The organism is Mesorhizobium opportunistum WSM2075, assembly GCF_000176035.2.
In the GTDB taxonomy this organism is placed as follows: domain Bacteria; phylum Pseudomonadota; class Alphaproteobacteria; order Rhizobiales; family Rhizobiaceae; genus Mesorhizobium; species Mesorhizobium opportunistum.
The window spans coordinates 6,761,816-6,783,939 of sequence record NC_015675.1 but is presented as its reverse complement, the minus strand read 5'-3'; the positions used below and the strand labels follow the sequence as shown (position 1 = coordinate 6,783,939).

Annotated in this window: 25 protein-coding genes; 17 read left to right on the top strand and 8 right to left on the bottom strand. The window is 62.6% G+C overall.

The features are described from left to right. Positions 1-50: 50 nt before the first annotated feature. Together rhaS and MESOP_RS32455 are read right to left on the bottom strand one after the other, a co-directional pair. Positions 51-1,046 carry a rhamnose ABC transporter substrate-binding protein gene (gene rhaS / locus MESOP_RS32460; RefSeq protein WP_013897233.1) on the bottom strand — a complete coding sequence of 332 codons (996 nt, stop codon included), beginning with the start codon at positions 1,044-1,046 and terminating at the stop codon, positions 51-53. Positions 1,047-1,101: 55 nt separating this feature from the next. Beyond that, on the bottom strand, positions 1,102-1,905 hold the full coding sequence (locus MESOP_RS32455) for a DeoR/GlpR family DNA-binding transcription regulator (RefSeq protein ID WP_013897232.1): 804 nt from the start codon (positions 1,903-1,905) through the stop codon (positions 1,102-1,104). A 184-nt stretch (positions 1,906-2,089) separates the two neighbouring features. Here MESOP_RS32455 and MESOP_RS32450 point away from each other — a divergent pair, with 184 nt between their 5' ends. From MESOP_RS32450 to ggt, 3 genes are all read left to right on the top strand, one after another. Next, positions 2,090-4,192 carry a bifunctional rhamnulose-1-phosphate aldolase/short-chain dehydrogenase gene (locus tag MESOP_RS32450; RefSeq protein ID WP_013897231.1) on the top strand — a complete coding sequence of 701 codons (2,103 nt, stop codon included), beginning with the start codon at positions 2,090-2,092 and terminating at the stop codon, positions 4,190-4,192. A gap of 94 nt (positions 4,193-4,286) precedes the next feature. Next, the gene (rhaI, locus tag MESOP_RS32445) at positions 4,287-5,579 is read left to right on the top strand and encodes an L-rhamnose catabolism isomerase (protein WP_013897230.1); all 1,293 of its coding nucleotides are present in this window, start codon (positions 4,287-4,289) and stop codon (positions 5,577-5,579) included. Between the two features lie 299 nt (positions 5,580-5,878). Then, positions 5,879-7,615, top strand: coding sequence for a gamma-glutamyltransferase (gene ggt, locus MESOP_RS32440; protein ID WP_013897229.1), 1,737 nt, complete (start codon positions 5,879-5,881; stop codon positions 7,613-7,615). A 49-nt stretch (positions 7,616-7,664) separates the two neighbouring features. On the opposite strand, the gene MESOP_RS36520 is transcribed toward ggt, so the two are convergent. Further along, a complete protein-coding gene (locus MESOP_RS36520) occupies positions 7,665-8,006 on the bottom strand; it encodes a hypothetical protein (protein ID WP_013897228.1) in 342 nt (113 codons plus the stop codon). 437 nt (positions 8,007-8,443) lie between these two features. Between MESOP_RS36520 and MESOP_RS32430 the strand changes: the two genes are divergently transcribed. From MESOP_RS32430 to MESOP_RS32420, 3 genes are read left to right on the top strand one after another with little or no spacing between them, the layout of a single operon-like run. Further along, positions 8,444-9,319 (top strand): ABC transporter substrate-binding protein, encoded by an 876-nt coding sequence (locus MESOP_RS32430; protein ID WP_013897227.1) that lies wholly within the window; start codon positions 8,444-8,446, stop codon positions 9,317-9,319. Beyond that, on the top strand, positions 9,312-11,363 hold the full coding sequence (gene fhuB / locus MESOP_RS32425; protein WP_013897226.1) for a Fe(3+)-hydroxamate ABC transporter permease FhuB: 2,052 nt from the start codon (positions 9,312-9,314) through the stop codon (positions 11,361-11,363). Before MESOP_RS32430 ends, fhuB begins: the two co-directional genes overlap by 8 nt. A gap of 22 nt (positions 11,364-11,385) precedes the next feature. Next, positions 11,386-12,297: an alpha/beta hydrolase gene (locus MESOP_RS32420; protein ID WP_013897225.1), complete on the top strand. Its 912-nt coding sequence runs from the start codon at positions 11,386-11,388 to the stop codon at positions 12,295-12,297. 9 nt (positions 12,298-12,306) lie between these two features. Here MESOP_RS32420 and MESOP_RS32415 read toward each other — a convergent pair whose 3' ends face one another. The 4 genes from MESOP_RS32415 to MESOP_RS32405 form a co-directional block, all read right to left on the bottom strand. Then, on the bottom strand, positions 12,307-12,855 hold the full coding sequence (locus MESOP_RS32415) for a hypothetical protein (RefSeq protein WP_245265038.1): 549 nt from the start codon (positions 12,853-12,855) through the stop codon (positions 12,307-12,309). A gap of 41 nt (positions 12,856-12,896) precedes the next feature. Then, positions 12,897-13,019 carry a hypothetical protein gene (locus MESOP_RS36655; RefSeq protein ID WP_263497027.1) on the bottom strand — a complete coding sequence of 41 codons (123 nt, stop codon included), beginning with the start codon at positions 13,017-13,019 and terminating at the stop codon, positions 12,897-12,899. A gap of 19 nt (positions 13,020-13,038) precedes the next feature. Continuing rightward, complete coding sequence (locus tag MESOP_RS32410; protein ID WP_013897223.1) at positions 13,039-13,479, bottom strand: hypothetical protein; 441 nt, start codon at positions 13,477-13,479, stop codon at positions 13,039-13,041. Positions 13,480-13,670: 191 nt separating this feature from the next. Then, positions 13,671-13,928 (bottom strand): hypothetical protein, encoded by a 258-nt coding sequence (locus tag MESOP_RS32405; protein ID WP_049802428.1) that lies wholly within the window; start codon positions 13,926-13,928, stop codon positions 13,671-13,673. A 544-nt stretch (positions 13,929-14,472) separates the two neighbouring features. On the opposite strand from MESOP_RS32405, the gene MESOP_RS32400 reads away from it, so the two are divergent. From MESOP_RS32400 to MESOP_RS36515, 7 genes are all read left to right on the top strand, one after another. Then, positions 14,473-14,790 carry a DUF768 domain-containing protein gene (locus MESOP_RS32400; RefSeq protein WP_013897221.1) on the top strand — a complete coding sequence of 106 codons (318 nt, stop codon included), beginning with the start codon at positions 14,473-14,475 and terminating at the stop codon, positions 14,788-14,790. 82 nt (positions 14,791-14,872) lie between these two features. Beyond that, complete coding sequence (locus MESOP_RS32395) at positions 14,873-15,121, top strand: hypothetical protein (protein ID WP_041164434.1); 249 nt, start codon at positions 14,873-14,875, stop codon at positions 15,119-15,121. A gap of 416 nt (positions 15,122-15,537) precedes the next feature. Beyond that, positions 15,538-16,023 carry a hypothetical protein gene (locus MESOP_RS32385; RefSeq protein ID WP_013897220.1) on the top strand — a complete coding sequence of 162 codons (486 nt, stop codon included), beginning with the start codon at positions 15,538-15,540 and terminating at the stop codon, positions 16,021-16,023. Next, entirely contained in the window at positions 16,020-17,240 is a 1,221-nt protein-coding gene (locus tag MESOP_RS32380) for an NRAMP family divalent metal transporter (RefSeq protein ID WP_013897219.1), read from the top strand. Before MESOP_RS32385 ends, MESOP_RS32380 begins: the two co-directional genes overlap by 4 nt. Beyond that, entirely contained in the window at positions 17,240-17,599 is a 360-nt protein-coding gene (locus tag MESOP_RS32375) for a hypothetical protein (protein ID WP_013897218.1), read from the top strand. The genes MESOP_RS32380 and MESOP_RS32375 overlap by 1 nt, the downstream gene beginning before the upstream one ends. Positions 17,600-17,601: 2 nt before the next feature. Beyond that, the gene (locus MESOP_RS32370; RefSeq protein ID WP_013897217.1) at positions 17,602-17,943 is read left to right on the top strand and encodes a hypothetical protein; all 342 of its coding nucleotides are present in this window, start codon (positions 17,602-17,604) and stop codon (positions 17,941-17,943) included. A gap of 749 nt (positions 17,944-18,692) precedes the next feature. Beyond that, positions 18,693-18,908, top strand: a complete 216-nt coding sequence (locus tag MESOP_RS36515; RefSeq protein WP_013897215.1) for a hypothetical protein — start codon at positions 18,693-18,695, stop codon at positions 18,906-18,908. A 116-nt stretch (positions 18,909-19,024) separates the two neighbouring features. Here the strand turns inward: MESOP_RS36515 and MESOP_RS32365 are convergent, their stop codons facing one another. Then, positions 19,025-19,669 (bottom strand): redoxin domain-containing protein, encoded by a 645-nt coding sequence (locus MESOP_RS32365; RefSeq protein WP_013897214.1) that lies wholly within the window; start codon positions 19,667-19,669, stop codon positions 19,025-19,027. A gap of 26 nt (positions 19,670-19,695) precedes the next feature. Here MESOP_RS32365 and MESOP_RS35475 point away from each other — a divergent pair, with 26 nt between their 5' ends. The 4 genes from MESOP_RS35475 (at position 19,696) to MESOP_RS32350 (ending at position 21,784) form a co-directional block, all read left to right on the top strand. Beyond that, positions 19,696-19,941, top strand: a complete 246-nt coding sequence (locus tag MESOP_RS35475) for a hypothetical protein (protein WP_150111252.1) — start codon at positions 19,696-19,698, stop codon at positions 19,939-19,941. Positions 19,942-19,943: 2 nt separating this feature from the next. Further along, complete coding sequence (locus MESOP_RS32360) at positions 19,944-20,198, top strand: hypothetical protein (RefSeq protein WP_013897213.1); 255 nt, start codon at positions 19,944-19,946, stop codon at positions 20,196-20,198. 38 nt (positions 20,199-20,236) lie between these two features. Continuing rightward, on the top strand, positions 20,237-21,406 hold the full coding sequence (locus MESOP_RS32355; protein ID WP_013897212.1) for a DUF3182 family protein: 1,170 nt from the start codon (positions 20,237-20,239) through the stop codon (positions 21,404-21,406). Positions 21,407-21,538: 132 nt separating this feature from the next. Then, positions 21,539-21,784, top strand: coding sequence for a hypothetical protein (locus MESOP_RS32350; RefSeq protein ID WP_013897211.1), 246 nt, complete (start codon positions 21,539-21,541; stop codon positions 21,782-21,784). Positions 21,785-22,124 lie beyond the last annotated feature (340 nt).

Sequence of the window (22,124 nt, the reverse complement as noted above, 5' to 3'; positions counted from 1 at the left end):
CGGCTCGCCGACCCTCCCCACAAGGGGGAGGGTGGTGCGAGCGTCCGAGATCAATAGATCTTGGAGAACTTCTCGATGTTGGACTTGTCGAACTGGAAGGGCGGAGCCATCGCAGCCGAATTGGTGTCGTCGAGCGTGACCTTGCCGACGCGGCCGATCGACAGCGTCGCACCGGGCTTGGCCTCTTCCTTCTTCACCGCCAGGTCATGGGCGAGGTAGACGGCGGAGTAGCCGAGGTCGATCGGGTTCCAGAGAGCCACCGCCTGGCTGGCGCCGTTGTCGATGAACTTCTTGAACTCGGACGGCAGCGCGAGGCCGGTGACGTTGACCTTGCCGATCAGGTTCGCGTCGGTGACGACCTGGGCGGCGGCGACGACGCCGACAGTGGTCGGCGCGATGATCGCCTTGAGGTTCGGATAGGACTTCAACAGGCCCTTGGCTTCGTCGGTGCTCTTGGCCGAATCGTCATCGCCATAGACGGTGGCGACCAGTTTGATCTTGGGGAACTTCTCCGGCAGGATTTTCTTGGCCGCGTCGATCCAGGCGTTCTGGTTGGTCGCGGTCGAGGAAGCCGACAGGATGGCGACGTCGCCGCCCTCAGGCAGATAGTCGGCGGCAAGCTTGATGATGGTCTCACCGATCAGGCCGGTATCGGACGGGTTGAGGTGAAGCTGGCGGCCTTCCTTGGCAACGCCCGAATCCCACGAGATGACGGTGATGCCGCGTTCCATGGCCTTCTTCAACACCGGCACCAGGGCGTCGGCGTCATTGGCGGAAATCGCGATGGCGTTGACCTTCTGCGCGATCAGCGAATTGACCACTTCGATCTGCGCTTCGGCGGTCGCCTTGGTCGGGCCGGTGTAGATGATGTCGACATCGCCGAGTTCCTTGGCCGCCTCTTCGGCGCCCTTGTTGGCGGCATCGAAGAAGCCGTTGCCGAGCGACTTCACCACCAGCGCGATCTTGACGTTTTCGGCGTAGGCGGCATTCACGAACATGGCGGCGGAAAACGCCGCCGTAACCATCAATTTCTTCAGAAAGCTCATCGAATTTCCTCCCTTGAGCGTTGCATTCCATCGCCGCTGCGGGCGTGAGTTGGCCTCAGGCCTGCAGCGAAGATTCTTCCTTTGCCGATTTGCGGGCGACGATCAGCGTCACGCCCGCGGTCTCCAACATCTTGGCTTCGCGATCCTCGATGCCGTCATCCGTGATGACGGTGGCGATGCGCGACAGGCCGCACAGGATCAGGCTGGAGCGCTTGCGGAATTTCGAGGAGTCGACCAGCACCACCAGCTCGTCGGCCTGGTCGATCAGCTTCTGCTCCGCCTGGATCAACAGCGGATCGCCTTCCATCAGGCCGAGCGGCCCCAACCCTTGAGCGCCCATGAACATGCGGCGCGCGTAGAAATTGCGCGTCACGTCATTGTCGAAGGGCGACAGGATGATGTTCTGCTCGCGGTAGATCGTACCGCCGGACAGCATCACCGTGTTCTTGGAATGCTTGAGCAGATGCTCGGCGATCGGGAACGAATTGGTGAAGATCGGCATGCGCCGGCCGGTCAGGAAATGCACCATCTGGAACGTCGTGGTGCCGCCATTGATGATGATCGGCTCGCCATCCCCGCACAGTTCGACCGCTTCACGCGCAATCGCCCGCTTCTGAGAAGCATTGATCGTTTCGTTTACGGAAAAGGGCCGGCCGGCGAGCCCGATGAACTGTGGCGGCGAGATTGCCTCGGCGCCGCCTCGCACCCTGCGCAGCCGCTTCTGGACATGCAGTGCCGCGATATCACGCCGGATCGTCGCCTCGGAGGACTCCGTCAGGTCGACCATCTCCTGCACCGTCACCACAGGCTTTTCCTGGACGGCGGACAGAATGATCCTGTGGCGCTCTTTTTCGTGCATGGTTCCTCCCTGCTTGGCCATCTAGGCACTCAAAACGAGCAGTGTCAATCATTTCCGATCATATAATTTCATTGTGCAGTGCAATATGATCGATATTGATCGTTTATGATTGACAATCGGCCGGCTTGCGTAGACATTCCCGGCAAAATGGACTGCACCCTTTTGCGTCCCAGGGAGGATACCTATGCTCGACAAGCGCTCCGGCTCGCGCCTGGCCAATCTGTGGGATGATGCGAAAGCCAAGGGGATGAGCGACCCAGAGCTTCTGGTCTATCGCTCGAACACGCTCGGCTCCGACAAGCGCGTCACCAACTATGGCGGTGGCAACACCTCCTCCAAGATCTGGCAGAAGGATCAGCTCAGCGGCGAGACCGTCGAGGTGCTCTGGGTCAAGGGCTCCGGCGGCGACAGCGCCTCGATCAAGCTCGATGGCTTCGCCACGCTCTACATGGACAAATTGCGCGCGCTCAAAGGCCTTTATCGCGGCGTCGAGCATGAGGACGAGATGGTCGGCTTCCTGCCGCACTGCACGTTCAATCTCAATCCGCGCGCGGCCTCGATCGACACGCCGCTGCACGCCTATGTGCCGAAGCCTTTTGTCGACCACATGCATCCCGATGCCATCATCGCCATCGCCGCCGCGAAGGACTCCAAGGCGCTGACCAAGGAAATTTTCGGCGACGCCATCGGCTGGTTGCCATGGAAGCGGCCGGGCTTCGAACTCGGCCTGTGGCTGGAGAAATTCTGCATTGAAAACCCCGAGGCCAAGGGCGTCATCCTGGAAAGCCACGGCCTGTTCACCTGGGGTGACACGCCCAAGGAATGCTACGAGACCACGATCTCGGTGATCAACCAGGCGATCGAGTGGTTCGAGCGCCGCTCCGAGGGCCTCGCCATATTCGGCGGCGAGGTGGTGAAGTCGCTCGACGCCGCCGCACGCCGCGCCATCGCGGCGAAACTGATGCCGAAAATCCGCGGCCTGATCTCGGAAAAGAGCCATAAGCTCGGCCATTTCGACGACCAGCCCGCCGTGCTCGAATTCGTCAACTCCAGGGATTTGCGCTCGCTGGCCGCACTTGGCACCTCGTGCCCGGACCACTTCCTGCGCACCAAGATCCGCCCGCTGGTCATCGAGTTCGATCCGGCCAAACCCGATGTCGACGCCGTCATCGCCCGCCTCGCCGACGACATTGCCGCTTATCGCGTCGGCTACCAGGCCTATTACGACAGCTGCAAGCATGCGGACTCGCCCGCCATCCGCGATCCCAACGCCGTCGTCTACCTGATGCCCGGCGTCGGCATGTTCACCTTCGCCGGCGACAAGGCCACCGCGCGCATTTCGGGCGAATTCTACGTCAACGCCATCAATGTCATGCGCGGCGCCTCGACCGTCTCCTCCTATGTCGGCCTGCCCGCGCAGGAAGCCTTCGACATCGAATACTGGCTGCTCGAGGATCTGAAGCTGCAGCGCATGCCCAGACCGAAGTCGCTCGCCGGCCAGATCGCGCTGGTCACCGGCGGCGCCGGCGGCATTGGCCGGGCAACGGCCAACCGCCTGCTGCGCGAAGGCGCCTGCGTGGTGCTGGCCGACATCGACGAGGCCGCGCTCGCCAGCGCCAATGAGGAACTGGCGAACGCCTACGGCAAGGATTTCGTCCGGCCAGTGGTGATCAACGTCACCTCGGAGGACCAGGTCGTCGCGGGCTTCGCCGAGACGGCGGTCGAGTTCGGCGGCATCGACATTCTTGTGTCCAACGCGGGTCTCGCCTCCTCGGCGCCGATCGAGGAGACGACACTGGCGTTGTGGAACAAGAACATGGACATCCTGTCGACCGGCTATTTCCTGGTCTCGCGGGAGGCATTCCGGCTGTTCAGGGTGCAGAAGATCGGCGGCAACGTCGTCTTCGTCGCCTCCAAGAACGGCCTTGCCGCCTCGCCCAACGCCGCCGCTTATTGCACCGCCAAGGCGGCCGAGATCCATCTCGCCAGGTGTCTCGCGCTGGAAGGCGCGGAAGCCCAGATCAGGGTCAACGTCGTCAACCCGGATGCGGTGCTGCGCGGCTCGAAGATCTGGACCGGCGAGTGGAAGGAACAGCGAGCCGCCGCCTACAAGATGTCGACCGACGATCTGGAAGAGCACTACCGCTCGCGCTCGATGCTGAAGCGTTCGGTGTTTCCCGAAGACATCGCCGAAGCGATCTACTTCTTCGCATCCGACATGTCGGCCAAGTCGACCGGCAACATCATCAACGTCGATGCCGGCAACGCGCAGAGCTTTACACGCTAGGCCTTCTTCCTTCTCCCCGTTCACGGGGAGAAGGTGGCCCGAAGGGCCGGATGAGGGGCAGCGTTGACGGAACGCATTTTGGGAGGAATAGCAGTTGTCCGAAACCATCATCTCCACCGAAATCGTCGAAAAGGACAACGCCGGGCGCAAAGCCAACCTCGAGCGTGACTACGCCTCGCTTGGCGAACGCCTCGACCGTCGCGGCATCGCCATCGACGCCATCCGCGACAAGGTCGAGAAATTCGCCGTGGCCATCCCTTCCTGGGGCGTCGGCACTGGCGGCACACGCTTTGCTCGTTTTCCCGGCGCCGGCGAGCCGCGCGACATCTTCGACAAGATCGAGGATTGCGCCGTCATCCAGCAATTGACGCAGGCGACGCCGACCGTCTCCTTGCACATTCCGTGGGACAAGGCCGACCCGAACCGGCTGAAGCAGGCGGCCTCGCGCTTCGGTCTCGGCTTCGACGCCATGAACTCCAACACCTTCTCGGACGCCAAGGACCAGAAGCTGTCCTACAAATTCGGTTCGCTGTCGCATGCCGATGCCGGCACCCGCCGGCAAGCGGTCGAGCACAATCTCGAATGCATCGAGATCGGCAGGACGCTGGGCTCCAAGGCGCTGACGGTGTGGATCGGCGACGGCTCGAACTTCCCGGGCCAGGTGAATTTCGCCAAGGCGTTCGAGCGCTATCTCGACGCCATGAAGCAAATCTATGCCGGGCTGCCGACGGACTGGAAGCTGTTCAGCGAACACAAAATGTACGAGCCGGCCTTCTATTCCACCGTCGTGCAGGATTGGGGCACCAATTACATGATCGCCAGGGAGTTGGGCGACAAGGCCTTCTGCCTGGTCGACCTTGGCCACCACGCGCCCAACGTCAACATCGAGATGATCGTGTCGCGGCTGATCCAGTTCCGGAAACTCGGCGGCTTCCACTTCAACGATTCCAAATATGGCGACGACGATCTCGATGCCGGCTCCATCGACCCTTACCGGCTGTTCCTGGTCTTCAACGAATTGGTCGATGCCGAACTCTCCGGCGCCGAGGGTTTCGATCCCGCCCATATGCTCGACCAGAGCCACAACGTCACCGATCCGATCGAAAGCTTGATGCTGTCGGCGGTCGAGGTGCAGCGCGCCTATGCGCAGGCGCTGCTGGTCGACCGCAAGGCGCTCGAAGGCTTCCAGGAGGCCAATGACGCGCTGATGGCGACGCAGACGCTGAAAGCGGCCTACCGCACCGACATCGAGCCGATCCTGGCCATGGCGCGGCTGAAGACCGGCGGTGCCATCGATCCCGTCGCCGCCTACCGTGCCGCGGGCTACCGCGCCAAGGTCGCGGGAGAGCGTCCGGCGGTCGCCGGCGGGAGCGGCGGGATAGTGTAGCCCATAATTCGACGTTTCAGTCGATCCGACAGGGGCGAGGACAGCACTTGAGCACCCCCCTCTGCCCTGCCGGGCATCTCCCCCGCAAGGGGGGAGATTGGCCGCTTCATCGGCGGCGCTCTTCCTGCAACGTCGGAGATTGGCGAAAGCAGGGACAACAACCGATCTCCCCCCTTGCGGGGGAGATGTCCGGCAGGACAGAGGGGGGTGTGAAGGATCGCCACCCGTTATTATTGGCTGGACTAACCCACCCCAAGAGGCTCTTCTAGGCGCACCCCTCACGCTCCCGGAGGCACGCCATGCCGCTCACCCGCAGAACGCTGATCGCCGTCAGTCTATCGTTGATGCTTACCCTTCAGTCGGTGGCGGCTTTCGCCGCCTCGCCGGCACCGGCCAAGGGCGAACACGGCATGGTGGTGACGGCCCAGCATCTGGCATCCGAAGTCGGCGTCGAGGTGTTGAAGAAGGGCGGCAATGCCGTCGATGCGGCGGTCGCGGTGGGTTATGCGCTCGCCGTCGTCTATCCGAACGCCGGCAATATCGGTGGCGGGGGGTTCATGACCATCCGCTTCAAGGACGGCAAATCGACTTTCCTCGATTTCCGCGAACGCGCGCCGCTGGCGGCGACCAAGACCATGTATCTGGACAAGGACGGCAAACCGGTGAAGGGGGCGAGCCTCGACGGCTACCTCGCCGTCGGCGTGCCGGGCTCGGTGGCCGGCTTCGAGATGGCGCGTGAAAAATATGGGACGCTGTCCCGGCAAGACCTGATGGCGCCGGCGATTGCCTATGCCAAGGACGGCTTCGTCCTCAACCAGGGCGATGCCGCGTCACTTGCCGGCAATGCGGAGCGGCTGGCCAAGGATCCCGCCGCGGCCGCCATTTTCCTGAAGCCCGATGGCAAGCCCTATGGCATCGGCGAGCGGCTGGTCCAGCCTGATCTTGCCGCCTCGCTCTCGGCGATTTTCGACAAAGGTCCTGATGCATTCTACAAAGGCGCCATCGCCGACGCCATCGTCAAGGCAAGCGGCGCCAAGGGCGGCATCCTGGCCAAACCAGATTTCGAGCAATATGCGGTGCGCGAACTCAAACCGGTGACCTGCAGCTATCGCGGCTACGAGATTACATCCTCGCCGCCGCCAAGCTCGGGCGGTGTCATCATCTGCGAGATACTCAACGTGCTGGAAGGCTATCCGCTGTCCTATCTCGGCGCTGGTTCGGCCGAGACGGTTCATGTCATGGTCGAGGCCATGCGCCATGCCTATGTCGACCGCAATTCGGCACTTGGCGATCCCGATTTCGTCGACAATCCGGTCTCGAAGCTGCTCGACAAAGGCTACGCCAAGGACATCCGCGACAAGATCGACCCGTTCCGCGCCGGCGTCTCGCAGGACCTGATGCCGAAGGGCTTTGGCGAGTCGAAGGAGACGACGCATTATTCCATCATCGACAATGACGGCAATGCGGTCGCGGTCACCTACACGCTGAACGGCTCGTTCGGCGCCGGCGTCGTCGCCGACGGCACCGGCATCCTGCTCAACAACGAGATGGACGATTTCACCCAGAAGCCCGGCGTGCCCAACCTTTATGGACTGGTCCAGGGCGAGGCCAACGCCATCCAGCCGAAGAAGACGCCGCTGTCATCGATGAGCCCGACCATCGTCGCCAGGGACGGCAAGCCGTTCATGGTCATCGGCAGTCCTGGCGGCTCGCGCATCATCACCATCACGCTGGAAGCGATCGTCAACGTCATCGACCATGGCATGAACATCCAGGAAGCGATCGACGCGCCGCGCATCCACCATCAGTGGCTGCCCGACACGGTTTACATCGAACCGTTCGGACTGTCGCCGGACACCGAAAGGCTGCTGGCCGGCATGGGCTATCACCTCGATCTGAGCGACCAGACCTGGGGCCAGGCGGCCGGCATTCTCGTTGGCGGCAAGAGCCTGGCGGAAATCGGGAAGGGCGGCGGCGCGCGCTACAATGGCGCCATCGACAGCCGCGCGGCCTCAGGCGAGGCGCTCGGATACTGATTCCAGGCGGATTCTCGGACAGCGCCGGTTCAAAGCCCGGCGAGGGCCGTCAGGTCACCAGCGTGATCGTCGATGCGATCAGCATCAGGGCAGCGATGGCGACGAACAGCGCGTAGATGCGCGGCCGGTCGAGCAGAAGCGCGTTTCCGGAGATCCACGCCGATGTGGCGCCGCCCAGCGCGAAAAGGAAGCCGTTGCGGTGGCCGAAGGTCATCGATGCGGCCATCAGCCCGCCAATGATCAGGGCGCCGAACACGATGATCACGGCGACCGCGTATTTCTCGAAATCGTTGTTGCCGATTCCCGGCCCGATCGCGTTCAGATTTGGCAGGTCGTCCGGATCGAAAGGGTTGGCCGACCCATACTCGTCTTGACCTAAGGATTCTCGCATCACTCGTTCTCCGCTGACCGGCAACAAACCATCAACACTTGCCGAGCGCAACCCGATCGTATGTCCCCTACGTGCTGAGTGTCATCTTCAACACGTTCCAGCGGCGCTTGTCACCGTCTTTTCAGATACCTGGCTTGACCGCTACCGCAATTCAGCCCCCGGTCTTCGCGACTGCGACTGCGACTGCGACTGCGACTGCGACTGCGACTGCGACTGCGACTGCGACTGCGACTGCGACTGCGGCCGCGAGTCGCAGCGCCTGCCTGCAGTCGCCAGATTGATGGCCCCTGGGACATCTTCAATCTTGACTATGAAAATCATGTTTTATAGTCAACCGGCATTGGTCGTTCGGGCCAAGATCCGCAGACAGGCACGTCACGTTGAAAACAGATCAGGATAACCGGCTGGGCAAGGCAGCCGATCGCCCGCGCGGTCGAATGACTCGGCGCGGCGCGCTGGCGCTGTTCGTGCTGCCTTTGGTCGCAACCATGGTTCGGCCGGCTGACGCGAAGCCGCTGCGCGTCGTCTGCCTGGACGATGGGCTGGCGGAGACTTTGCTGATGCTCGGCGTCACGCCGGTCGCCGTCGCCGACCGCGAGGTCTGGGAAAAATGGGTGGTCGAGCCGCCGCTGCCGCCGCAGGTTGCCGATATCGGCACGATCCTGGAGCCCAATCTCGAATTCCTCCAGCAGCTTCGTCCCGACGTCATTCTCTCCATCCCCTATCTCGACGGCATCAAACCGCTGCTCGAACGCGTGGCGCCGGTGACGACGATCGGCATCTATACGCCGGATGGCCAGCCCTACCAGCGCGCCATCGAGGCGACCCGACAGTTGGCGGCGCTTGTCGGCAGGGAAAGCGAAGGCGAAGCCCTGATCGCCGCAACGGAGGCGCATTTTTCTGATGTCAGGCAGCGGCTGGCGCCGCTGTCGGCGAGGCCGATCTATGTCGTCAGCTTCCTCGACCCGCGCAATGTGCGTGTCTACGGCGAGAAAAGCCTGTTCCAGGCGGTGTTCGACCGCATCGGCATCCGCAACGCCTGGACCGGCGAGACCAATTACTGGGGATTTGCAACCGTCGGCATCGACGGGCTGGCGACATCGGATGATGCGCGCCTTGCCTATCTCGAACCCTTGCCGGAGGGGGCGGGCGGCACGCTGACCGAAAGCCAGGTCTGGAACGCCATGCCCTTCGTGCGCAACCGCTCGATCATGCGTCTTGCCCCCGTTCTGATGTTCGGCACGCTGCCTTCGGCGAGCCGTTTTGCCCGGCTGCTGGCGCAAGCGCTGACGACGGAGCCCGCCGGTGGCTGAGCAGGAGGCAATCTTGTCCGACGACACCAGCCTCGCCCCGCCAGTTTGTGCGTCGTCGTTTCCTATCCTCAAGAAATATCCGGCGGGCGCGATCCTGCTCTGCGCCGTGCTTGTCGGCGTCGCCGCTGCCGCAAGCCTTTCCAACATGATCGTGCAATTGCCGCCGGCACTCTGGCTCAATGCGCTTGCAAGCCCCGATATCGGAGACATGCGGCAGGTGCTCGTCCACTACGCCTTCCTGCCCCGGCTTGCCGTCAGCCTGCTCTGTGGCGCGGCACTCGGCCTAGCCGGCACGGTGCTGCAGCAGGTTCTCCGCAACCCGCTCGCCTCGCCTGAAACCGTCGGCGTCTCGGCCGGCGCCTATCTGGCGCTGGCGCTCACGACGCTTCTTGCGCCGTCGCTGCTTGCCTTCGGCCGCGAATGGGTGGCGCTGGCCGGCGCGTTCACGGCCCTGGCCGCGGTCTTCGCGTTGTCCTGGCACAAGGGGCTGTCGCCGCTTGCGGTCGTGCTGGCCGGACTTGTCGTCAGCCTCTATGCCGGCGCCATCGGCGCGGCGCTGGTGGTGCTGCGGCATGAATGGCTGGCCAGCCTGTTCATCTGGGGCGCCGGTTCGCTCGGCCAGCAGGACTGGTCGACGACGCTGTGGCTCTTGCCGCGCCTGGGCGGCACGGCGCTGGCGATCGGCCTGATGGCGCGGCCGCTGACCTTGCTTGGCCTCGGCGACGAAGGCGCGCGCAGCCTGGGCGTTCCGCTCGGCGTCTGGCGCTTCGCCGGCCTGGCGGCCGCCGTCGCCCTCATCGCCTTTGTCGTCGCCGCTGTCGGCGTCATCGGTTTCGTCGGCCTCGCCGCCGCGACCCTGGCGCGCATCGGCGGCGCCCGGCGTCTCGGCCAGCAGCTCTTGATGGCGCCGCTGATCGGCGGCGCCTTGCTGTGGACCGTCGACCAGGGCGTGCAGGTCGCGACCGGCCCGCAGGGCGATCTGCTGCCGACCGGCGCAATGACAGCACTTCTCGGCGCGCCGCTGCTGCTCTGGCTGCTGCCGCGCCTGAAACTTGCCACCGAGACGCTGTCGCTGGGCTCGGAGCACCTGCCGCGTGCCCGTCGGCCCGGCCTGGCGCTTGCGGCGATAGGCGGCCTCCTGCTTCTGCTGCTCGCGCTGGCCTTGCTCTATGCACCGGGGCCGCATGGCTGGACATTCGCGTCCGGCGACCAGCTGCAGCCCTTGCTGTCCTGGCGGTTGCCCAGGGTGTGCGCCGCGCTTGCCGCCGGCGCAATGCTGGCGCTGGCCGGGCTTATGATGCAGCGGCTGACCGGCAACCCGATGGCCAGCCCCGAAGTGCTTGGCATCAGCGCCGGCGCCGCGCTCGGCATGATGGTGGCGCTGTTTTCGCTGTCCGATGCGGGCCGCCCCGTCCAGACCGCGGCCGCCACCATCGGTGCCTTCGCCGCGCTGCTGGTGACGCTGGCGATCGGCCGCCGCGCCGCCTATGCGCCGGAGCGGCTGCTGCTTGCCGGCGTTGCCCTGACGGCCCTGTTCGACGCGCTGATCCTGGTGCTCACCGCCACCGGAGATCCGCGCGCCATGCTTTTGCTCAACTGGCTGACCGGCTCGACCTATGGCGTCGATGCGAACTCGGCGCTTTTGACCTCGGCGATCGCCTTTTGCCTGTTCTTGCTTGCTCCGCTCTTCATGCGCTGGCTGGACATGCTGCCGCTTGGGTCCGCTGCCGTGCAAGGCCTCGGCGTCAATCTGAGCGCGGCGCGGCTCCTCGTGCTTTTGATGGTCGCCGCACTCACCGCGGCCTCGACCCTGGTGGTCGGGCCGCTGACCTTCATCGGCCTGATGGCGCCCCATCTTGCCCGCCGTCTCGGCCTCGCCCGCGCACTGCCGCAAGCCGTCGGCGCGGTGCTCGCCGGCGCGCTGATCATGGTTGCCGCCGACTGGATCGGCCGCACCGCCATCTTCCCGCGCCAGATCCCGGCTGGCCTCGTCGCCACGCTGATCGGCGGCCCGGTGCTGATGTGGCTGCTGCGCCGCCGCTGATTTTGTCCCCTGGAGAAGAGCCATGACCGTCTCGCCGCAGGCGTCGCCCGCCCTGATTGCCGACACCACCATGCATGATATTGTGCCGGTCGGGGGTGGCGATCCCTGGCGGGTCTTCATCCATGTGCCATCAGGCCCGGCGCCCGAGGCCGGCTGGCCGGTGCTCTACATGACCGACGGCAACGCCGTCATCGCCACGGCGGCCGACGCCATGCGCGCGCAGGCCTTCTATCCCCTGGGCACCAATGTCGGCTGGGGCGTCATCGTCGCCATCGGCTATCCCGTCGAGAGCGCCTACGACCCGCTGCGCCGCTCATGGGACCTCGGCCCGCCGCCCGGCAAAACCTATCCGCCCTTCCACGAGGGCACATCCGAAGTCAGGACCGGCGGGGCAGGGAATTTCCTGGCCTTCATCGAAGACGAATTGAAGCCGTGGGTCGCTGGCCGGACCAGGATCGACGGGAAGCGCCAGGCACTCTATGGCCACTCCTTCGGCGGTCTGTTCGCCCTCTACGCCTTGTTCACGCGCCCGCTTTCGTTCCGGACCTTCATCGCGGCCAGCCCCGCCATCTATTGGGAGGACCGCGCCATCGACCGTTTCCTGGAAACTTTCGAAGCGGCTGTTCCCGATGGCCTGACGGCCAATGTCATCCTGTCGGCAGGCGAATATGAGACCGGGAAATTGGCACCATTCCAAATCGGTGCCGACGACGAACAAAAGCGCCTTGAGCAGAAAAAGCTGACGCGCACCGACGAATTCGCCCGGGCGATGGCGGAGCGCCTCGACGCTTTGCCCGGGATACGCGCGAGCTTCGAACTGCACGCCGGCGAGAACCACATGTCGATCCTGCCTGTGACAGTCAACCGAGCTTTGCAGGCGGCGTTCGCGGTGCGGCAAGGGAATATTGCCGCTGCCGAACGCCTGCCTCGGTAAGAAGCGCCATCATTCCTGTGAGGGGGGCGCGCTCAATCGACGATAGGGGATGCCATCGAATCTTGCCGTCACAAAATCCGTGACGGACATCTTGCGCTTGCGTCCGTCGCTGCAGGCGTAGACCGGCCAACCGGCATCGCTGCATTCGCTGGCGGCGCAGATACGCGCCAGGCAGTTGCCGATAGTCAACCGGAAGCCGCCCTTGCCGGCGAAGCCTTGCAACAAGCTGCCATCCGCCGAGCGCCATGTCCGCGCACGGAATTCCGCCCGCAAAAGCGATGGTTCGAGAGGGACCGCAAGATTGGTTTCGCCGGCACGTCCTGCGAGCTGCAGACGGAAATGCGCCATTGCAGTCGTGTATGCGGTCACAAGATCCGATTCGCGAAAATAGGCGATCGCCAGGTTCGAGCGGTCAAGCAGATGAGACATACGCTCGCTTGCCTCTACCGGCGTCAGCAAGGCAACAAAGACAAGAAAGGCGAAGCAAGCTCGCGACATTTTCCAGCAGCCATATCGATCTCGGCCTGCCGGTTGGCTCCGGTTGCCCTTCAGCAACATCCCGCCAATCGTCGCCCTGCGCAAGCCGCTTGCTGAGACAGTCAATAGGTGGCCGAGTGTGCAATCCGCAAGGCTACCCAGTCGAAGGGCTTGGAGCCGAAGACGGTGACGACGAATTTGCGCGGACCTGGCGAGGTGCAGGCGGCGTTTGCGGCAAGGAGCAACACCTGCCGCCAGGGTTCCTTAGCTGGCGCGGGCTGGCGGCAGTTCGAACAGATTGGCGCCGTTCTCCTGGCCGCGCTCGACGTAGCCGATGATGTGAAACCATCTGGCGACATCGGGCCCCTTGAGCCAACTGCGCGAGTGGATGGGAAGGTTACCGGCCAGCGCCTGGATATGCCTGATATGCCGCTTGCAGAAGCGGACGGTCGAGGCCCGGAAGAAATCATCCTGCGCGGCGAACAGCGTATCGGCGGCGTCGCTGCTTTCATGCCAGGCGATGATCGCCACCGCCTTCTCGCCCTCGATCAGCGCGTGCGCACGGCCTTCCTTCAAATTCATCATCAGATTGTCGTAGGCGATCTTGCTGTCCTTGCCGGCGGCGACGTACTCGTCCGACATCCGCTTGGAGAGGCCATGAAAGACGTCCTCGAGATCGCCGAGCGTAGCTGCGCGTGCTCTCATTTCACCTCCTGCAGCCCCAAGGGAAGTTTGCCCTAGGGTTGAGGGGGCGCCAAGCAAATTGAATCCCGACACGGGTGGATCAGAGCAAAGTTGTTCCGCCAGATCGCGGGGGAAGTCGCAACGGGGTCTTGGGGAGAAGATCGACAGTCGCGACGCCGGCCAATCGCTGCACGCGGTCGGCCATGTTTGCCTCAGCCAGCTTTGCCAGTGCGTGCTCGACTTGGTGCGCCGAGTCGTGCCGAAGCCTTCCGGGCTGGCGGGTCGATCTTCATCATCTGTCGCTTGGCCTCGCTCACCCGGCGTTGAGCGGACCGTATCCGGCCGCACAACGCCAAGCTGATGCCGATGCCGCAGTCGTCTCCGAGCAATTCTTCAGCACGTTCGAGATCCAGCTTCGCCCGGCCGACATTCTGCCTGGCCTTGGCCAGTTTCATATCCAGCAAATCCATTCTTCCGCTCCCATTCGGGTTGCGGTCCCTTCGCTTCGTTAACCGCGGCTGATCGCGTTGGTTCCGACAACGACTGATCACGGATGGCGAATTACATATTTGAAGCTGGCCGGATGGGTGGCCGAGGTCGATATTCCGGCCTCTGCGGTGGTTTGAGCGGAACATCGGCCAGCGATACCCGCATCGGCTTGCCGGGCAGCGATGGCACGGCAGCAGCCTGCCGCTTGCGCAACGCGGCCGACAGCTTGGAAACGAAGTCTCGTATCTCCATGGGCGCTCCTCCCGAGCAGCCCCCCGAAGCTTGCATACACTACCGCGGCAGTCGCTGCATTTAACTTTGATGTATCGGCGCGCCGGGCGTCGCGAACCGGCACTCGGGACCAAACGGGAAGGCAACGGCGGCTCGATCAGAATTTGCAACGTCAGTCGGGGTGTGCGCTGGGAGCGGTCGAACGGCGGCATGCCGAAGCGCGCTTCCAACTCCTGTAGTCACATCGGAACCTCGGCGCCATGGCCCGGTTATCTCACTGCGAGGAGGTGCTCCATGAATGCGACGAAAGAATTCCTGCGCAGCTGGCTGGAGGAGAATGTCGGCAACTTGCCGGCCGACACCGAGGTCAGCGTTCCGATGCTGGCGCAGCAGTTCGAGCAGGATGCCGATGCGGCCGGTTACGGGCGCGAAGTGCGGGAGCAGGAGCTAGGCAACATTGAAGATGCCATCCAGCGCGCACTCGATAGAACCGGCGACGGAAACGAGGAGGCGTATCTCGGCGAGGAGAATTCACTGGCGCCAGTCATCGATGCCCTGGAAGCAGCCGAGCCTGGGCATGAGACTTCGGAGGATGCCGAGGGCCCGCAGTAATGGATCTGCGTGCATGCCGGAACAAAAGGCCGATGCCAAAGGTTTGGCGGACAGATAATCCGTCGAAACAGAGAACGTATCGATGACGAAGTCTAATGAGAAAGCGAATCCTGCCAGATCGGAATCTAGCAGCAGTCAGCCCGTCCGGCAAACCGCGACGGACGAACGTTTGTCGCAAGAAGATCCCGTGGAGGGATCTCGCAAGACGGTGGATCATGAGCTCGATCGACAAAAGCAGCCGGCTGACACCGAGAACGCGAAATCTGGACGCCAGGCGCTACGCAATCAGGTCGAGGAAGAGACCGAACTGCCCCAGAAAGGATCGGCCTGAACCGGCCCATCAGTGACGCTGCGCCCCCGAGGATCGTTAAGCCCTGCTGGTGGACTCCCCGCCCTCGAATCCTTGCAATCGTGACCGCAAAGCCCAAACGGAAAGCCGTCCTGTTGCTTGCGGCGGCAACGGTTGGCTTGGCCCTGTACAACAACCTGCTTGCGAGACGGGCATTGGCTGGACGCCCGCTCGGGCGCTTCATCCACCTCCGCAGAACGAAGCTGCATTTCTTGGAGGCAGGCCATGGGCCAATGCTAAGTCCGCCTCGGCTGGAGTCTGGCGCGCAGCGCGAGCAGATGATCGATCGCCCGGCCACCGAACAATAGCCAAACGATGTCGGAAGCAGGCCCTGCTGCCAGCACGGAACCCAGGCCAGCCTCGACGCCGCAAATCCCGGACATGGGAGGAACTTTCCTGTGGTTGCGGGCTTTATCTTCATGATTTCAAGCGATTGCAATGAGGGGAAGATGGTCGGCCCTGTTATTCGGCTGAGCCGCGCCTGCCTACCGCTGCTTTTACTGGCGCTAACCTCCTGTTCTTCGTCCGACACCGCCGAACAGCAAACGGAGCTTGCAAGCTCGACGGCGCAGGCGGCCGCGATGGTGACTGATGCCTGGCTTTCGGGTGCCGCGCCATCCTGTTACGCCTCTTCTGCCTTGCTATCCTTCGCCGAGACTCTCGCCGACGCCGCCCGGCAGGTGCAGTCGGCCTCTCCGTCAGATCCAGCGAAGCGCGATGCGTTAAGCACTGCCTTCAGCCGGTTGTCGAACGCGGCGAACCGGGCCGCGAGCGCGGTCAAGACCGAACACCACGCGCAGGCCGACCAGGCGCAACAGGAGCTTCGTGCCGCGCAAGGCGATCTCGCCAAGGCCTACAGCGAATATTTCGCGCCGCAACGATGAAGAAGCTGCTCGAGATCTCGCTGGGTGTCGTGACCAGCGTCGGCGGCTTCCTGGAGGTCGGTTCGATGGCGACGGCGGCACAGGCCGGCGCGCTGTTCGGCTTCCAGCTCATCTGGGCGGTCGCGCTCGGCACCATCTGCATCATCTTTCTGGTCGAGATGGCTGGTCGCTTCGCCGCGGTGAGCCGTCATACCATCTCCGATGGCATCCGCGAACGGTTCGGCTTCAATGCGTTCATCTGGCCGCTGCTTGCAGCCTTGTTGGTCAACTTCCTGGTGCTCTCCGCCGAGATAGGCGGCGTTGCCATTGCGGCCGAGCTTGCCACGGGCATTGGTTTCCAGTGGTGGGCGTTGCCGGTGGCGTTTTTCGCGTGGCTGCTGTTGTGGAAGGGCACGTTCGGCCTTATCGAGAAAGGCGTGTCGATCCTTGGCCTCGTCACCCTCTGCCTCGTCGTGGCAGCCGTGATGCTTCACCCCGACTGGAAAGGGGTGGCTGCCGGTGCCGTGCCCAGCCTGCCGCAGCATGACACGGCAAAATACTGGTTCATGGCCGTCAGCATTCTCGGCGCCTCGATCTCGCCCTACCTTTTTATGTTCTATTCCTCAGGCGCGATCGAGGATCAGTGGGACAAGAGCTATCTCGGCGCCAATCGGGCGATTGCTGGCCTGGGCATGACTTTCGGTGGAACGATTTCCGTGGGCGTACTGATCGTGGCGGCGGTGGTGCTTGGCGCTAATGGTGTTACCGAGGTGGACGACTATAACCAGCTTCCGCTGATGCTGATCCCGATATTCGGCTTCTGGGGTTTCGTACTTTTCGTTGTTTCGCTGGCCGTCGCCTGCTTCGGCGCCACGCTCGAAGTGGCGTTGCAGCAAGCCTATCTTGTCGCGCAGGGATTCGGCTGGACGTGGGGCGAAGATCTCAAGCCGCGCGACGATCCCGGCTTCAGCCTCGTCTACACGCTGAGCCTCTTCCTCGCCGCCATTCCGATAGCGCTCGGTCTCGATCCCCTGAAGCTCACCATCTTCTCAATGGCGCTGACCGCAGCCAGCCTGCCGCTGACCGTCGTTCCGTTCCTTATCCTGCTGAATGACGACCGCTATGTCGGCGAGCACCGCAACGGCGTCGTTTCGAACACGGCCGTGATCTTCATCATCGCACTCGGCTTCGTGCTGGCGGTGGTGACCATTCCGCTGCAGATATTCGGAGGCACCTGATGCAACTGCTGCGCGATATCCTGGACAAGCAGGTCGTCGACCGCGAACAGGTCAAGATCGGCAAGGTTGATGGGCTGGTCGCCGAGTTGAGACAAGGAAAACCGCCCAGGGTCGTTGCCATCGAACTTGGCTCGGTCGCGCTGGGGCGACGGCTTGGCGCGGCGCCCGGGCGATGGGCCGCGCGGCTCGCGGCAAGGCTGAGCGGCAAGCGCCAGGCACGGCCGCATCGGATCGCGTGGAACAAGGTGCGCGACATCGGGGTCGACATCGAATTCGATATCGACGTGCGCCGGACCAAAGTCTTTGCCTGGCAGGACTGGCTGCGCCAACACGTCGTCGGCCGGATTCCGGGAGCCTGACGATGGCGACTGTCAATCTCGACCATCTGGCAGGCAGGCGCGTGTGGTCCGAAAACGGCAGGAGCATCGGCTATATCGAGGAGATCATCGCAGAGCAGGATGGCGACGACCTCGTCGTGACTGAATTCCATGTCGGTATCTTCGCCGCTTTCGAGCGCCTGTCCGCTTCGACCATCGGCACTGCATTGCTCGACGTCTTCGCGCTGCGGCGCCGCGAGGGTCTCTATCGGATTCCCTGGGACAAGATCGATATTTCCGAACCGGCACGCCCGAGGCTGCTCTGCTCGGAGCAAGAGCTTTCCGGCTTTAAGGCCGGAAGCCAACGACGAAAAACTTCGCACTGAAATGCTCGTCAGACACGGCTCAAGCCAACCAACCATTGATCCCGCTCGGGTCTAGGCTGCAAAAGTCGGGTATCGAACGTGTCGGGCAAGCGCGGGTGAGATGGTGCCCTGACGGATGCAGTGGTCACAAACGTCCGGCGGCAAGAGGACGATCATCTTCGCTTCTCGCTCCGCCAAAGCGGTCTGCCGGCCAGCGAGAAGGGGATTGCGAGCACGCATGTCAGGAGAAGCGCTACGAATAGGTTCGCAATGATTTCGCCGAACTGCATGTGCAACTCCCGCAAACAAACACCCGCCGTGTCGCAGGCAACGGCGGTGTTTGTGAACCGACGACAAAGGGACTGATGCTCGCCGGTTCCTAACCAAATGAGCTTCACCGGCTTATGCTTCGGGATTGGGACCAACGCTTTCGCCCATGGACTACAGTCGCAAGGCGTTCACATCCAGCTCACGGCCGCTACGGTCGGCAACGTGACATTTCGCCAGCCGTTTTGCGCGGATGCCTCCGGAACCATCGCCTCGGCCTCGCCGTTCAGGCTTCGAGTCAGGAAGGAGGTTTCGATGACCGGCAAAGCACCACCCACACCTCCCGGGAACCAAAGCCCAAAGGGTCCCGGCGACCCGAAACAGGCGCCGCTTGATCAGAAGAGCAAGGGCGGATCTCCAGTTCAAGATCCGGAGAAACGCGGGCACCAGGGCAATACCAGGGTGAACGTCACTCCACAGCGTAGTCAGCAGGACCGTTGAACATGTCGACATCCAGCAAGACGCCCGCGAGCGTAAGACAAGGCGGCCCGGGCGCAGCTCACGAGAACGCCAAAGCTCCATTGAAGATCAGAAAACCGACGGCGAGTTCCGATCAGCGCAGCCATAGCGGGGTCTCCGGTGGTGGCGGCGAGCGCGACCGTCATCATAGCCATGATCCGGAGAGAAAAGGCGACACGCGCCCTGCACACCGGCGGTGAACCGCTTCCCGGGTTGTCTGGCGGGTTTGCTTCTGACTCCGAATGCTCGCGCGGGGCCATTGCCGTGGCTGTGCTGGGCTAAGAAACGAGTTGCTTGAAATCGCGGGCGAACGATTTCACCCTTTGTCAGATCGGCCAGCGAATTGATCGACTGCCCCCGCCATTTGTAGCATCAGCTCGTCCATTGAGATTGAATTGTCTCCATAGGGATAGAAGTCTGATTTGTCGCCGGTTTTCCATTTCTGCCGCAGTTCGGGTTCGGTAATGTCCCAATCGCGATAGGTCTGGCGCGCCAACTCGCGCAGATCGGCGTGCAACTCCGAGACCGCCGGTCGTCCCCAATAGTAATAGCCGTTGTAGATCTTAAACACTTTCAGATCGCGGCCGAGCACGATTGTGTGCGGGATCATCACGTCGTGCGACGTGTCAGTATATTCCTTGATGTCCAGATCCTTCTGTACGATCCGCTCCTCGTCATAGAGGAACGGCCACGAGGCCGCGGTCTGCTGGCGGTAGTTGTTCGTGGTATGCCAGTCGTCCGTTGTGATGGTGACAAGTTGGGTGTAGCCGACGACGAACTGCGGATGGAAGCGCACGAGCTCGAGCATATGCCGACGATCCTTCGGGCAGAATGAGCCACGCGTCAGCACAATGACCATAAGCTGGTCGCCCTGCAGATCCGATAGGCGCCGAGCTGTCTTGGTGTGGTCGGGAAGAACATAATCCGGGAATTTCGCTCCAGCCGATATATCCTGTCTCATCCGGAATTCTCCTATGTGTTTGGGACATGTACCGAACCCGCGTGGCTGCTGCTTGTTCCTGGGATTGCGCGGCGCGAGAGGTGGAAGCCTCCAGGCTGAGCGCGCCGGTCTCGCGCTGGGCCGCTCATGGCCGCTTTCGTGGAATGGAACAGCGGCTTTGTGAAACTGTTGTTTATGCTGCAAAGGAGAATGCCAACGGTGGCAGTGAGAGCGAAACCATACTGGCAGTGACCTTCATCATCGTTGCGCAGCAGGCGCAGACAGGCAGCTGACGATGCGTAGGAAGCGTACAAATGCGTCCGAGAAATCGGAAGTCGAACGGCAAGAGGGCAGCGCGATCAAAGAAAGCGGGACGCTGCCGGGATCCGCGCCGACGGGCGACGATTTTCCTCGTCGGCCCAAGAAGAAGCGAGCGCTCGACGGAAATGACCAGGATGCGCATCCGGTCAGCGACGAGCCACTGCCGGACGACGAGGAAGAGCTCGTCACCTCGCAGAACCCGTCGAGGCGAGACATTGACGAGCCGTGACTGGGACGTCCGGGCTGCGACTTTCCGGGCGAACAAAAATGTCAGACCGCGACAACCGCGTGCATTTCGACATGTTGACCGAGGCAACCGGCGTGGTCGTTGCTTTCCGAGCACCAGCGGGTGAACCGATCCGCGCCCACGAGCTATCGGTGATCGGGACCGTCGCTCGCGCCATCGCTCGTCTCAAGGGATTTTCCTTCAGAGAGGATGTCGCAGGCGTCACCAACAAGGCGGGGAACCACTATTTTGTCCCTGACGATAGCCTGCTTGCGGCCGATGCAGCCCGCTTGGGAATTCGTGGACCAGAACACCTCTATGGCGGGGTTGTGCCGTGGCATTTCGTAAAGACCAAGGCCATAACGCACCCACTCCTCGACGGTTCAGCCGACCGACCGAATGGATGGCGCTCACAGTTCGGCGAAGCCACCTGCATGGCTGTGCTACCTGGCTATACTGTTTTCTCGCGATCGGATGCTTTGCGAGCAGCAGAACGTCTGCTCAGGCGTGGTCCGGTTCGTCTCAAGCCCCCGCTTTTGTCGCGGGGCAGTGGCCAAGTCGTCGCGACGACGTTTCGTGACTTCGAGAGGCTGATGGAGCGTTTTTCCTCGTCTGATCTGGAAGCGTGTGGGCTTGTGCTCGAAACGAATATTCACGCCATCATCACGCTGAGCGTTGGCATAACGAGAATCAATGAAATCGAAGTCGGCTACCATGGCACCCAGACGACGACTCTCGACAACAAAGGTCAGGCCGTCTATGGCGCCTCTCATCTGAACGTTCTGCGTGGTGGTTGGCGGGCACTTCAGAATTCGGACCATCCGCTCACGCTGGAGCTGGCCGTCGAGCAGGCGCAAGCGTACGACGCGGCCATGGCCAATTACCCCGGATTTTTTGCCTCGCGACGCAAATACGATGTCGGCCAAGGGATCGACTCGTCCGGCATTTGGCGGTCGGGCGTGCTCGAGGCCAGTTGGCGGGTCGGCGGCAGCAGCTCGGCCGAGCTCGCTGCAATAGAACTGATGAACGCGGATCCGGAAATCCGAACCGTCCGCGTGTCCGCCGTCAAGCAGTACGGGAAAGATTGCAGGCCTCCGGAGGCCGCAGACATCCACTTCCAGGGAGACGATCCCGAGGAAGGCCTGATCACGCGCTATACCGTCGTCCTGCAAGCTAAGCGCCGCCTGCCTGGACAGTCATTCTCGTCCTAGGCGATCTGTTGTCGTTCAGAACCGAACCGGCGCCTGAGCACTTATCAAATCCAGAACGATAAAAACTCCTCGCACGCAGCCGGAACGACACAGTCCCAATTGCCGTTAGCAATAAAAGCACAGGAGAAAGCGATGACCGGACGCAGAATCCGTGAGCAGCAAATGCGCATCATCGAGGAGCGCGAGAACACGAAAAACGCGCCCAAGGAATTCGACGCCGAGGCGGACCTGAAGCAATCGGCTGCCGAGCGCGAGGCGCGCCGGAAGGGGTCGGATATCAGAAGCGACCCGCCCGACCTCGTCGACCCGGACGACCGCAACATCCTTCGCAGCAAAAATCAGGAAAGTGCACACAACAACAATCGAGGTGCTAAGTAGCACCGCCTTGCAGCGGCGCGTCCGCTTTCGGCTTTGGCTTTTGCACCCCCATCTCTGAATTCTTGAACCTCCGCTTCGGTGATGTTCGATGCCAACAAAGTCGTTTTTGGCCCGATCGAATGAGTTCATGCGCGTCAAACAAAGGAATGCCGAGGGTTCGCGGAAGGCTGGTGCAACGCCAAGCAAGCGGCCGCTCTGCTAAAAAGCAGGAATGAGGAATATCGCTAGAAAGAAAAAGACGACACGCTGATTGGTTGCTGTCTCGCCGCGCCATTATCCCGTCAAAAGAATGCGGCCCGGTCAGGTGACCGGGACCGCATCCCCAGGCTCGGCGCTGGCA

Coding starts and splice junctions, on each gene's coding strand:
- MESOP_RS32355 (WP_013897212.1), top strand. CDS start 20,237: ATGTCAGACCGCGACAACCGCGTGCATTTCGACATGTTGACCGAGGCA.
- MESOP_RS32415 (WP_245265038.1), bottom strand. CDS start 12,855: ATGTTGCTGAAGGGCAACCGGAGCCAACCGGCAGGCCGAGATCGATAT.
- MESOP_RS32430 (WP_013897227.1), top strand. CDS start 8,444: ATGACTCGGCGCGGCGCGCTGGCGCTGTTCGTGCTGCCTTTGGTCGCA.
- MESOP_RS32405 (WP_049802428.1), bottom strand. CDS start 13,928: ATGGATTTGCTGGATATGAAACTGGCCAAGGCCAGGCAGAATGTCGGC.
- MESOP_RS36520 (WP_013897228.1), bottom strand. CDS start 8,006: ATGCGAGAATCCTTAGGTCAAGACGAGTATGGGTCGGCCAACCCTTTC.
- MESOP_RS32380 (WP_013897219.1), top strand. CDS start 16,020: ATGAAGAAGCTGCTCGAGATCTCGCTGGGTGTCGTGACCAGCGTCGGC.
- MESOP_RS32450 (WP_013897231.1), top strand. CDS start 2,090: ATGCTCGACAAGCGCTCCGGCTCGCGCCTGGCCAATCTGTGGGATGAT.
- MESOP_RS32420 (WP_013897225.1), top strand. CDS start 11,386: ATGACCGTCTCGCCGCAGGCGTCGCCCGCCCTGATTGCCGACACCACC.
- MESOP_RS32400 (WP_013897221.1), top strand. CDS start 14,473: ATGAATGCGACGAAAGAATTCCTGCGCAGCTGGCTGGAGGAGAATGTC.
- MESOP_RS32375 (WP_013897218.1), top strand. CDS start 17,240: ATGCAACTGCTGCGCGATATCCTGGACAAGCAGGTCGTCGACCGCGAA.
- ggt (WP_013897229.1), top strand. CDS start 5,879: ATGCCGCTCACCCGCAGAACGCTGATCGCCGTCAGTCTATCGTTGATG.
- MESOP_RS35475 (WP_150111252.1), top strand. CDS start 19,696: ATGTACCGAACCCGCGTGGCTGCTGCTTGTTCCTGGGATTGCGCGGCG.
- MESOP_RS32365 (WP_013897214.1), bottom strand. CDS start 19,669: ATGAGACAGGATATATCGGCTGGAGCGAAATTCCCGGATTATGTTCTT.
- MESOP_RS32410 (WP_013897223.1), bottom strand. CDS start 13,479: ATGAGAGCACGCGCAGCTACGCTCGGCGATCTCGAGGACGTCTTTCAT.
- MESOP_RS32455 (WP_013897232.1), bottom strand. CDS start 1,905: ATGCACGAAAAAGAGCGCCACAGGATCATTCTGTCCGCCGTCCAGGAA.
- rhaS (WP_013897233.1), bottom strand. CDS start 1,046: ATGAGCTTTCTGAAGAAATTGATGGTTACGGCGGCGTTTTCCGCCGCC.
- MESOP_RS32395 (WP_041164434.1), top strand. CDS start 14,873: ATGACGAAGTCTAATGAGAAAGCGAATCCTGCCAGATCGGAATCTAGC.
- MESOP_RS32370 (WP_013897217.1), top strand. CDS start 17,602: ATGGCGACTGTCAATCTCGACCATCTGGCAGGCAGGCGCGTGTGGTCC.
- MESOP_RS32350 (WP_013897211.1), top strand. CDS start 21,539: ATGACCGGACGCAGAATCCGTGAGCAGCAAATGCGCATCATCGAGGAG.
- MESOP_RS32360 (WP_013897213.1), top strand. CDS start 19,944: ATGCGTAGGAAGCGTACAAATGCGTCCGAGAAATCGGAAGTCGAACGG.
- MESOP_RS36515 (WP_013897215.1), top strand. CDS start 18,693: ATGTCGACATCCAGCAAGACGCCCGCGAGCGTAAGACAAGGCGGCCCG.